Source organism: Nocardia vinacea NBRC 16497 (assembly GCF_000308835.1).
GTDB lineage: Bacteria > Actinomycetota > Actinomycetes > Mycobacteriales > Mycobacteriaceae > Nocardia > Nocardia vinacea.
On record NZ_BAGN01000011.1, the window covers coordinates 1 to 11,824 of the forward strand.

Sequence of the window (11,824 nt, forward strand, 5' to 3'; positions counted from 1 at the left end):
CCGCTGGTGGAGAGTGCGGATCTGGTGGTGCGTGACGGTGCGCTGTGGATGCGTTCGCTCGGCATGTTGAAGCGGGTCGATGTGGTGCTGCGCCGGGTGGACGCCGAATTCTCCGATCCGCTTGATCTGCGGCCGGATTCGCGGCTCGGGGTGGTCGGGCTGGTGGAGGTGCTGCGGCGCGGCGCGGTGACCGTGGTGAATACGATCGGCAGCGGGCTGCTGGAGAATCCTGCGCTGGCCGGATTCCTGCCGCGGATCTCGCGAGCGCTGCTCGGAGAGGAGTTGGCGCTCGAGAGTGCGCCGACGTATTGGGGTGGCAATGACAGCGAACGGTCGCATCTGATCGCGAATCTGGATCGGCTGCTCATTCGCTCCGCGGTCGACGGTGCGACGCTGTTCGGTCCGGAACTGTCCAATGCCGATCGTGCGGAACTCGCCGCTCGGATCGAGGACGGCGGCTGGCAGTGGGTCGGGCAGGAGCCCGCCCAGTTCTCGGTCGCGCCCGCGGTGCAGGGTTACGGCGGACTCGCCTCGGCACCTGTCGGTATGCGGTTGTTCTCGCTCGCCCGACGCGGCGGCTATACCGCAATGGAAGGCGGCCTCGGCCAACTACGGCAACGCCTGCAACCCGAGCGAGTAGTCATAAAGGTTGCCGCCAAAGACATTTGGGTCCGCGCTGCCCCGGCCGCCGTCGCTGCCATCAGCACCGAACCCGCCCATGAGGAACGCGAACGCCGCGCCCCGACAATCGAACCGGTCAGCTCTCCCCGCGTACTCAACGACCTGTTCTGGATGGGCCGCTATAGCGAACGCGCCGAAGCCGTTGTGCGACTGCTCATCGCAACGCACGAGTGCTATCAGGACTACCGCTACCGCCCATGGCTGCAAGGCGCCGACGCCCTACCCGCACTCATGGCCGCACTGGCTCGTACTACCGGCACATCGGCTCCACTGAATGTGCTGCCCGAAGCGGGGGCGGAGGCGAAGGTGGCTGCCGAGCCGAGTTCTGGTGCAGGAATGCCGGGTTCGAGTGCGAGTGCGCCCGGCTCCGGTACGAGCGATGCTGCCACCGAGCCGGGATCGACTGGCGCAGAGCCGCGCCCGTCGGCCGCACGGTCGCAAACGCAATCGCAGGCGGCAGGGCCCGGTCCGCGCGCACCGGCGTCGAGGCCGGTCGGATCGGAACCGCTCGCGCCGCAAACGCAGTCGCAGGCGGCGGAGAAGGGGCCGAGTGCGACGGGCGCGGCGTCGTCCGGTGAGGCCGGGGTGGAGGCGAATTCCGCTGCGCAGCGGCCATCTTCGGCTGAGTATGGTTCGACAATGGGCGGCCAGGACGCAGCAGCGGGTGAGGCCGAGTCCTCCGGTGCTCGGCCCAACACTGGTGCGCCGAATATCGGTGCGGATACAGGGTCGAAGCCGGTTGCGGCGATTACCGCGCGGCCGGCGGCGCCTGGGGTGGGGCGGGAGGGGCATGACTATTTGGTGGCGTTGACAGTTGATCGGGATATGCCGGGGTCGATGGCGTTTGCGATCAATCGGTACGGGTCGGCGGCACGGGCGGTGCGCGATCAGCTGTCGGCGGATACCTGGATGATTCTGGGTGCGGTGGATCGGGCGTTGGTGGAATATCGGTTCACCGGTGACGATCAGGAATCGGCGTTGTCGGCGGTGCATTCGCTGTCGTTGGCGGCGCTGCTTTCACTGTCCGGTATCGGTGCCGAATCGCTGGTGCGCGATACCGGTTGGTACGTCATGGATATCGGCAAGCGCATCGAACGGGGGCTGTCATTGACCGCGTTGCTCGGGGCCGCGCTGACGAGGTCCTATCCGCCGGAAGCCGAGCGGGTGGTCACCGAAACGGTGCTGAAGGCGACCGAATCGTCGGTGAGTTACCGTCGGCGGCACCGGGATTCGGTGCGGGTGTCGGCAGTGGCCGGTCTGCTGCTTTTCGATGCCGGGAATCCGCGGTCGCTGGCCTATCAGCTGGATCAGCTCGATGCCGACTTCCAGGCGCTGCCGGGTGCTTCGGGATCCTCACGCCCGCAACGACTGCTGGCCGATGCCCAGCGCATGCTGCGCCGGGTTGATCCGGCCGATCTGGATATCACCGATGCCGAGGGCCGACGTACCGAACTGGCCGAGTTGCTGGAGGGCGTGCACTTGCGGTTGCGCAAGATCTCCGAATCCTTCGAGACCACGAAACTGGCGCTGCCGGTCGGCATCCAGCCGCTGTGGGGTAGCACGAGGGTCGTTGGATGATCGCGCGCAACGCCGCCGCCCGGTGCTATCGGGTCGAGCATCGCACCACCTACAAATATTCCGACGAGGTCACCAGCTCCTATGGGCGCGTCTATCTCACGCCGCGGGAGTTTCCCGGACAGCGCCTGCTCTCACATGAGATCCATATCGATCCGACGCCATCGGACCGCTCGATCGGCACCGATGTGTACGGCAACACCACCTCGTATTTCCATGTGACCGCGCAACATACGAAACTCGTGGTCACCGGCGAATCCGTGGTCGAGGTCGATACACCCGATGCGACTGCGGTGAGTGCGACCGGCAAACCATGGGAGCAGGCCCGTCCGTCCACCACCAATGGCCCACTGGCGGTGGAATTCACCCTCGACCTGCATCCACCCGAGATCACCCCCGAGGTCACCGCATATGCCGCCGAATCCTTGACGCCCGGCAGGCCGCTGCTGGAAGCGGTGACCGAACTCAATACCCGCATCCACGACGACTTCATCTACAAATCCGGCTCGACGACGGTATCCACCAGGGTCGCCGACGTCTTCGCCGCACGCGCGGGCGTCTGCCAGGACTTCGCCAGGATCGGCGCGGCCTGCCTGCGCTCCCACGGACTGGCCTCTCACTATGTATCCGGTTACCTGGCAACCGATCCGCCGCCGGGTAAGGAGCGCCTGGTCGGCGCGGACGCGACCCACGCCTGGTCCGCGGTATGGGTCCCCGGCGATACCGCACACGACCGGACCGGTCACTGGATCGGCTTCGACCCCACCAACGACCAATTCGCCGACGAACGGTACGTGACCGTCGCTTGGGGTCGCGATTACGCTGATGTGCCCCCGCTGCGTGGCATCATCTACACCGACGCCAAGGAGAGCTCGATCACGGTATCCGTCGACGTGGCGCCGGTAGAGGTGTAGCGATATGCGCGATTTCACCTGTCCGAACTGCGGACAGCAGTTGGCGTTCGAGAATTCGGTGTGCCTGTCCTGTTCCAGCCCACTGGGTTTCAGTCTCGCCGATCGCGCGCTGGTGGTGATCGGCGATCCGCCGGGTGATGCGGCGGTGGATCGGTCGAAGGGCGTTGTCGATCGCGACCGGTTCCGGCTCTGCGACAACTTGCATGTGGCGGAATGCAATTGGTTGGTGCCGGTGCCGGGTGCCGAGGTATCGGCCGGCGCGATCGTGTCGCCCCCCTCGGGTACGTCGGAGGATGCCAGGCAGATCACGGTTTCGGCGTCGCCCGCGGATGGCAATGCGGGACCGCGACTTTGCGAATCCTGCCGCCTGACCCGTACCCGCCCCAACGATCTCGACGCCGCGGGCCTGCGGGCCTTCGCCGAGGCCGAGGCCGCCAAGCGCCGACTGCTCATGGAACTGGTCGAACTCGGTCTGCCGATCGTCGGCCGCGACCGGAACCCGCAAACCGGCCTGGCCTTCGATCTGCTCTCCAGCGCCACCGACCGGGTCGTCACCGGCCACAAGAACGGTGTGATCACCGTGGATCTGGCCGAGGCCAACGACCCGCATCGCGAACAATTGCGCATCGAGATGGATGAGCCGTACCGCACCCTGCTCGGCCATTTCCGCCACGAAATCGGCCACTACTACTACTCGGTGCTCGTCGCCGATGACGATGCCGCGCAACGCTTCCGGAACCTGTTCGGTGATCCGGACGCCGATTACCAAGCGGCACTGGACCGCCGCTACTCCGAGGGCGCACCCGCGGGCTGGGAAACCGACTACGTCTCCTCCTACGCCACCATGCACGCCGCCGAGGACTGGGCCGAAACCTTCGCGCACTACCTGCACATCCGCGACACCCTCGACACCGCCGCCGCCTTCGGCTTCGCCCCCGCCGGCGCGACCCTCGACCGTCCCCAAGTCGGCCGCGCCGGCTTCGACCGCATTATCGACCTCTGGCTTCCCCTCGCCTGGTCGCTCAATATGGTCAACCGCTCAATGGGCCACGACGACCTCTATCCCTTCGTCCTGCCCGACCCGGTGCTCGAAAAGATGCGCCTGGTGCACGACCTCTGCACCACGCCGGACTCGCGCTGACCGCGCGCACCTTGGGTGCGCGCGGTCAGCGCTGTGTGCTCAGCCGACGCCGTTGGTCGCGATCATGTGTTCCGCGATGCCTTCCGGTCCCCATTGGTTTTGTGCCAGCGCCTCGTATACACAGATGAGCAACAGAATCCGGGCGCGCTGTCCGGCCGTCAATTCGGTATCCAGATAAGATTCCTGGGCTCGCAGGCCGGTGCCGGACACCCGGCGCGGGCTGGGCTCCGACAGCAGCCAAAACAACTCCGGCCCGATCAAGGTCGAGCGTCCGCCGGTTTCGGTGAACCAGCGGGACGAGTATTCGATCATCAGCTCGATGAATGCTTCGCCGTTGCCGACCGATTCGGCGAACTGGTTCAGCGCGCCCGATCGGTCGAGGCCGCTCTGGATCACCGACGCGAGCCGGCCCGCGACCTCCCGGAATTGATCTATGCCTTGGTCTTGCCAAACGGTGATAGCCATCATTTACTCCATCGACGTGTCCGATTGTGGCTGAAGCAGTTTCGGGTCAGAATGGGTTGATCTTTGTCTGGCCGTTCGGACCGGTGGCCACGAACGTCGGGGTGATCCGCGGCGTGGCACCGGTCCTGGGCAGTGCGTTGGGCAGCATTGCTTTCGGAGCAACGAGCAGCGGATCGGTATTCTCCAGGATCGCGGGAATTCGTGTCGGCACGACACGCTCGGGCGGCGGTGCCGAGTTCCGATCCTCCTCCGCTGCCGAGTCCCAATCCTCTTCCAGCGCTGCTAGGTCCCAATCGTCCTGTTCTGCTGAAACCCAATCGTCCTGTTCCGCTGAAACCCAATCCTTCTGCGCCGCTGGGGCGTGATCCTTCTGCGCCGCTGGGGCGTGATCCTTCTGCGCCGCTGGGGCGTGATCCTGTTGCGCCGCTGGGGCGTGATCCTGTTGCGCCGCTGGGGCGTGATCCTGTTGCGGTGCTGGGGCGTGATCGTGCTGCGGTGCTGGGGCGTGATCGTCCTGCGATGCCGGGGCTTGATCCTCCTGCGGCGCTGGGACGTGATTCTCGGTGCGTGCGTGCTCGCGTCGTCGCCCGAACAGCATCAGGGTGAGATGCACCGCGAACAGCATCGTCATCGGCATGCCCGCGTACAGCGCCAAAGACACGGGGCTACCCCCGATTTCGCGCGCGTACTCGATATTTCCGGCCACCGATACCAGGGTCCAGAAGACGAATAGTGCCGTGGCGTACCACCAGCCCGAACTTCCCCTCCGGAAGGTGGCGGTGGCGATGATCGAACCGACGACCAGGCCATCGATGGCGATCGGCACATTCGCGGCGAGTGCGGGTGCCACCAGGTTTCGCACCGCGAGGTCGTGCAACGCGGCGAACGACATTTCGAATGACGTGAGTGCGACGACGCCGGTGACGATTGCCGAAGCATGCAACGGGCGTGGCCGCCATGCCCGTAGTCGGCTCACTAGGGACCGCCGATGATTTGGCGGTGCCGACTGCTCTTCGAACCGATCCGATCTCGTTGGTGTGATCGTCGCCATAGCGGGAGCGTATCGTGAATCACGCGCTATTCCGCCGAGGCGCAAGGGAAAAGCGCGTCGCGTTGCCCCTTCCACACACCGCGCGACCAACCCGCCATACCCGATGTCGGCATCGCCAGGCGCCTGCCGATCACCGGCGATCAGGCGCGCAGGCGCTCGCGGCGGAGTTGGTCGACCTCGGGGAGGTGCAGCGGTGGGAGTTCATCCACGCCGAGGACGCGGGACAGGAGCAGGTCGGCGAGTTCCGGATTGCGGGCGAGGGCGGGGCCGTGCATGTAGGTGCCGATGGTCGAGCCCTGGACCACGCCCTCGAGTCCGTCGCCGACACCGTTGCCCACGCCGCGGGTGACATGCGCGAGCCCGGTGGCGTCACCGCCGAGTTTGGTTCCACCACGGTGGTTTTCGAAGCCGGTGAGGGCGGCGGTGAGGCCGGGGAGCAGCGGGGTGGTCGTCACCTCGCCGATGGCGCGCTTGGCCTGTGGGGAGGTGGTGACATCGATGAGGCCGACGCCGTCGACGCGCTCGCCGGTGGACGTCTCGTACCAGTGGCCGAGCACCTGGATGGCAGCGCAGATGGCAAGTACCGGAGCGCCTTTCGCGGCGGCCTGCTGCAGGCCGGGATAGCGCTGCAGATGCCGGGTGGCCAGTCGCTGCGCCGAATCCTCCGCTCCGCCAAGGGTATAGATGTCGAGCGACTCGGGAACCGGGTCGGACAGGGTGATTTCGACGATCTCCGCGTCATGGCCGCGCATGCGCAGTCGTTGCCGTAGTACCAGCGCATTGCCGCCGTCTCCGTAAGTGCCCATTACATCGGGCAGTACCAGCCCGATTCGCACGGTTGACTCGCGCCCGCCCGTCACCCGGCCACCACCGCTCATTGAATCGTTACGCGATGCTGCCATCAGTCCTGCTCCTCCAGATCGCGGTTGAGATCGCGGAACGCGGTGTAGTTGGCCAGCACCTCGACCCGTCCCGCCGGACAGGATGCGATGGCGCGCAACGGATCCGGCACCGTGGTGTGTTCGACTCCGGCATAGGTCAGGCGCACCGCGAGATCGGTGGCGCGCTCACCGGCGGCCACCACCTGGACACCCTCGAAATGCTCGAACCGCACATCCCACAGCCAGGACAGATCCTCGCCGTCGGGCACCTGACCGTTCACCGCGATCACCAGACCGGCCGAATCGGGCTCGATCATCGACAGCGCCTCCTGCCAGCCCGCCGGATTCTTCGCCAGCAGCAGCCGGGCGGCGTGCTCGCCGACCTGCACCGTCCGATAGCGACCCGCGATCTCGCGCACCGTACCCGCCGCGGTCGCCGCCGCCGCCGGATCCGCGCCGAGGGCGACCGCCGCGGCGACCGCCTGCGCGGCATTGCCCTTATTGGCCCGTCCGGGCAGCGCCAATTTCAGCGGCAGCCGGACACCGTCGGGTCCGACGAGCTCATCGCCGTCCAGCCACCAATTCGGTTCGGGCCGTTCGAAATCCGTGCCGGTACTGCGCCAATGCGCGCCCTCCCAGACGATCGGCTCACCGCTGCGCGGACAACTCGTCGCATCCATCGACCAACCGCTGCCCGCCGCGACCCACACCACATTCGGGTGGTCGTAGGCAATGGAGGTCACCAACACGTCGTCGCAGTTGGCGATCACCACGGTCTGCGGATGCCGCGCCAGTCCGGCGCGCAGTTTGCGCTCGATCATGTTGATCTCGCCGACCCGATCCAGCTGATCGCGGCTGAGATTCAGCAGGACGACCACGGACGGATTCAGCGAATCGGTGACGTGCGGCAGATGCAGTTCATCCACCTCGATCGCGGCCAGCGGCGTACCGCGGTGCGCACTCAGCGCGGCCACGATGCCCGCGTCCATATTCGCGCCGTCGGCCTGCGTAGCGACCTTGCCGAGGGTGCTCAGTGCGGCGGTGGTCATCCTGGTAGTGGTCGATTTGCCATTGGTGCCGGTCACCAGCACGGTGCGCCGCCCGCGGCCCAGCTGATCCATGATCGTCTTATCGATCTGCAGGGCGATCAGCCCGCCGATCATCGACCCCTTGCCGCGGCCCGCCTTCTGCGAGGCCCACGACGCTGCCGCCGCCGCCCGCAGCGCGAGTCGCCCGCGCACCGTTATGTCTGCCACGCCGCGAGTCTATGTGTTCTGCCCGGCGGCGCATTCGCTGCGGCCCGCTCCCCCGCCTCCCCGGACCTTTTGCCGGTCGTAAGTGCGTCGAGCCTTGGTCACCGGGCCGACGCGCTGAGAACGCGACAAGTTCTGGGCGTACCCGACGGGTTACCCATGTGCTGACGAAATCAGTGCTTACGTTTGTCTAATACAGCTTGGCGTTGTAGTTTTCCGGCGAGTAGTAGCGCTCCAGCTCCTCCACCGACTCCGTCACATTGGTCTGGACCTCTTTGACGAGCCGGGCGGGACTGGGCAGGTTGTCGACCGGCCACTGCTCCGGTTCCCACAGGTGACTGCGGATGAACGCCTTGGCGCAGTGGAAGAAGATCTGCTCGATATCGACCTCGATCGCCAGGATCGGCCGATGGCCCTTGATCACCATGTCGTCGAAATACGGTGCGTCCCGAACCAGGCGCGCCCGGCCGTTGATGCGCAGCGTTTCGCGGCGGCCCGGAATCATGAACAGCAGCCCGACGTGCGGATTGCTGAGGATATTCAGGTAGCCGTCGGCCCTGCGGTTACCCGGTCGTTCCGGAATGGCGATGGTGGTGTCGTCGAGCACCTTCACGAAACCGGCCGGATCGCCCTTCGGTGAGGTATCGCAATTGCCATCGGCATCGCTGGTACTCAAAGCAATGAACGGGGTGGCCGCGATCCAGTCGCGGTCACGGGGATGCAGTGCGACGCGCTCCTTCGTCGCGGCTCGCGGCATGACCTCCCCGAGCAACTGCCGCAACTCGGCCGGATCGGTGATCTGATTGGTGCCCGTGATCTCGCCCATAGTTCGATCAAAGCACCGGCACGGCGTCGTGGACGAGCGAATTATGTTCCCACGAGGGGAGATCGATCACAGTCGTACATCGAACAGGTTGGGCTGGCCCGCGGCGTAGCGGTCGGCATCGATGCGGCGCAGTGGTTCCAGTTCGGTGGCACGGTAGAGCGTGAACTTGCGGCAGCGCTCGGCATTCGAACCCGAAACGTCGAGAATGGCATTGACCGCGTCGCGCGCGGATTCGTTGGCGCCCTCCATGGTTGCCAGATCGACATTTGTGCGCACGTAATCGCCTGCCAGAAACAGGTTTTCGAGCGCGCCGTGGGCCTCCGGTCGGCACTCCCATGACCCGGCGGTATTGATCAGCAGCGGATCCGCATTGGCATTGCGCCGCTGGGATTCCTGCCAGCTGATGCCCGGATCGAGGAACCAGGAATGCAGATCGGCATCGCGCAACAGGTCGTCGCGATCGTTCAGATGCGCCCGTAGCTGCGCCCACACTTCGCGCGCGATCTCCTCGTGCGTGCACTCCTTGGCCGGCTTGCCGTAGAGCATGCCGGGGGAGTTCCAATCGGAGATATCGACCGAAAGACAGTCCTGCACCGTGCCGTCGCCGAATCCGGTGAGTTTGCGCGTCCACAGCTGATTCTGGGTGATCGAGGTCAGCGACCACGGGGCGTCTATATAAGCGGTGTGGCCGTGTGAAATATCCATCGGCCTGCGCAGATAGAACTGGATTCCGTTCATCCAGTCGACGAAGAGGCGATCCATCGCGGCCAGTTCCGGGCGCACCTCGAGTACGTCGGGCGACCAGAGCGCGCGGGCCTGTTCGGCGGACAGCGCGACCACGAAATAGTCGGCGTCGATGCTGCGCTGTGCGCCGTTTTCATCGACGATGCGGGCCGAGGCGATCCGCCGATCCCGCACCTCGAGTCCACGTACCTCGGCCCCGAGCACGAATTGCACGCCGAGGTCGCGCAGTCGCTGCACCCATGGATCGATCCACACCGAATTGGTCGGCCCGTTCAGCACCCGGTCCAGTGCGCCGTCATTGCCGATTTCGAAGGGGTTGCCCAGGAACTGTTCGCCCATGGTGCCGATGGTGCGGACGCTGGCGACGTCCTCCTTCGCGGCGACCATGATGCTGGTCAGCGTGCGCGAGAGCAGGGCGCGGAATTCGTGGGAGCGCTGGTGGCCGCCGACGAAATCGCGCCATGAGGTGTGTTCCCACTGCCCTAACCGCCGGGCATCGCAACTGGAGTTGAATACCAGCAGGCGATCAGCGAAGTAGGCGCCTTCATCGGCGGGCATTTTCAGGGCCGTCGCGATCGCCGCGCCCATGGTTTCGCGGAATGCGTCCGGGCTGAAATTCGTGCGGGCCTTGGGGCCCAAGGGAAGTCGGAAATCATCGCCGCCACGGCGGGCGAAACGTGCCTCCGGCACGCCGATCAGATTATCCCAAACGCCATTCGAATTGCCCGCGAACGGAATTCGTCGCATGGTGTCCGGAATGTGTTGATAGAAGCCGGGGAAGAAGCGGAAGCCGTGCTCACCGGGTAGGTCCGGCCGGCCGCCCGACCCGCTGCCCGGCACCGGAATGCTGCGCGCCTTGCCCCCGAGCGCACGTCTCTCGAATACGGTGACCTGGAACCCACGCTCGGCCAATTCATGTGCCGCGGTCAATCCCGCGACCCCACCGCCGAGTACCGCGACCTGTCTGCCGCCGGGACTGCCTGCGGCAGGCACCGGTCTCAGACCACCGGCCGTCAGCGCCCCCGCCGTTGCTATCCCCGCTGCGACGGCGCCGCGAAGCATTGCTCTTCGCGATACCGTCAATCGCTGATCTATCACCGCTTGGAGATCCGGGGCATCGTTTCCGATGCGGGAGCTACCTTACGGATGAGCACCGACAAGTTTCTCGACAACGTTCAAGCCTCCGGACCCTGTTCCACGCCGAATACACTGTAAAGCGACCGCTGGCGGGTGAGCCGACCACCCCTGACGCCGCCGCCGGGCCTGGTCGGCCTCGCATTCGACCAGGTCACGAATACAGCGGGGCAGACATTACCGGGCGGTGTGACCGGGCCGAGTTGGTTTCTGGAACCGGGGTCGTACGCAAACTTCGCAGGTCAGGGCGTAGTTGTGGCGGTTTTGGCGGAAGGGGGCAGGTAAATCGCGTGCGGCTGGGCCGGGCTGTCTATCGCAGGCTGTGTTGGCGAGACGGAAATGGGCCCGCGCGATGGCTCTGGGCTGTACGAACCAGGGTTGCCTGCCGAGAAGCGGCTCCGGCGCAGTCGGAACCGGTTCCGCCGCTGTGGCAATCGCATGGCGGTTGGCTCGGGGGTCCGCTAGTCGGGGTTGCCTGCCGGCTCCGACACCGGGGTCGGGGTCGAAACCGCTCCGGATATTCGGTCTGAGCGCTACATAGCAGTCCCGATACCGCGGCCGATGCGGAATCCGGCGCCGCATCGGGCAGGGCCACCGCACGTCTGGTCACCACAACCAGCCGAGACCGTGCGAATCGCTCGTCGGCCAGCCATCCTCTCACCAGCTGCAGGGCGGCATTCACCCGATCACGCGCGGACGGCTGCGAATCATCGCGCAGCGCAGCGGCTTCGGATCAGACGACAACGTCCGGGACGGTCGGAGCCGAAGCGGGCGTCTCCACCGGGGCACGGATTGAAACTGGTTCCGGCGCTGCGGCAATCGCATGGCGGTCGGTTCAGGCCGCCGCCAATCGGGGTTGCCCGCCCGGCTCCGACACCGAGATCGGAACCGGTCTGCCGCTGTGGCAGGCGCATGGCGGTCGGTTCGGGCCGCCGCCAATCGGGGTTGCCTGCCCGGCTCCGACACCGAGATCGGAACCGGTCTGCCGCTGTGGCAGGCGCATGGCGGTCGGTTCAGGCCTCCACCAATCGGGGTTGCCTGTCGAGGGTCGGCTCCGGCACCGGGGTCGGAACCGATTCCGCCGCTGTGGCATTCGCATCGCGGTGAGCCGCCTTCGTTGCCACGAACGCACCCGCGATCACGATTGCTCCGCCGAGCA

Annotated in this window: 10 protein-coding genes; 3 read left to right on the top strand and 7 right to left on the bottom strand. The window is 66.0% G+C overall.

The genetic code is table 11. The features are described 5' to 3' along the window. The 3 genes from ON44_RS52255 to ON44_RS01795 all read left to right on the top strand — a co-directional run. Positions 1-2,259, top strand: a 2,259-nt coding sequence (locus tag ON44_RS52255) for a circularly permuted type 2 ATP-grasp protein (protein WP_040686002.1), incomplete at its 5' end; no start/stop codon positions are given. Next, positions 2,256-3,170, top strand: a complete 915-nt coding sequence (locus ON44_RS01790; RefSeq protein WP_040686003.1) for a transglutaminase family protein — start codon at positions 2,256-2,258, stop codon at positions 3,168-3,170. The genes ON44_RS52255 and ON44_RS01790, both read left to right, overlap by 4 nt. 4 nt (positions 3,171-3,174) lie before the next feature. Continuing rightward, positions 3,175-4,311 carry a zinc-binding metallopeptidase family protein gene (locus ON44_RS01795; protein ID WP_040686004.1) on the top strand — a complete coding sequence of 379 codons (1,137 nt, stop codon included), beginning with the start codon at positions 3,175-3,177 and terminating at the stop codon, positions 4,309-4,311. A 39-nt stretch (positions 4,312-4,350) separates the two neighbouring features. Here the strand turns inward: ON44_RS01795 and ON44_RS01800 are convergent, their stop codons facing one another. From ON44_RS01800 to ON44_RS53895, 7 genes are all read right to left on the bottom strand, one after another. Continuing rightward, entirely contained in the window at positions 4,351-4,776 is a 426-nt protein-coding gene (locus ON44_RS01800; protein WP_040686009.1) for a hypothetical protein, read from the bottom strand. 46 nt (positions 4,777-4,822) lie between these two features. Continuing rightward, a complete protein-coding gene (locus ON44_RS46435; RefSeq protein ID WP_051181328.1) occupies positions 4,823-5,719 on the bottom strand; it encodes a DUF2637 domain-containing protein in 897 nt (298 codons plus the stop codon). 248 nt (positions 5,720-5,967) lie between these two features. After that, positions 5,968-6,705 carry a type 1 glutamine amidotransferase gene (locus ON44_RS01810; RefSeq protein ID WP_040686005.1) on the bottom strand — a complete coding sequence of 246 codons (738 nt, stop codon included), beginning with the start codon at positions 6,703-6,705 and terminating at the stop codon, positions 5,968-5,970. 23 nt (positions 6,706-6,728) lie between these two features. Beyond that, positions 6,729-7,964: a Mur ligase family protein gene (locus tag ON44_RS01815; RefSeq protein ID WP_040686006.1), complete on the bottom strand. Its 1,236-nt coding sequence runs from the start codon at positions 7,962-7,964 to the stop codon at positions 6,729-6,731. A 187-nt stretch (positions 7,965-8,151) separates the two neighbouring features. Then, positions 8,152-8,787, bottom strand: coding sequence for a pyridoxamine 5'-phosphate oxidase family protein (locus ON44_RS01820; RefSeq protein ID WP_040686007.1), 636 nt, complete (start codon positions 8,785-8,787; stop codon positions 8,152-8,154). 66 nt (positions 8,788-8,853) lie between these two features. Further along, positions 8,854-10,593 carry a hydroxysqualene dehydroxylase gene (locus tag ON44_RS01825; protein ID WP_051181330.1) on the bottom strand — a complete coding sequence of 580 codons (1,740 nt, stop codon included), beginning with the start codon at positions 10,591-10,593 and terminating at the stop codon, positions 8,854-8,856. 382 nt (positions 10,594-10,975) lie between these two features. After that, on the bottom strand, positions 10,976-11,383 hold the full coding sequence (locus ON44_RS53895) for a SpnB-like Rossmann fold domain-containing protein (RefSeq protein ID WP_373283117.1): 408 nt from the start codon (positions 11,381-11,383) through the stop codon (positions 10,976-10,978). Positions 11,384-11,824 lie beyond the last annotated feature (441 nt).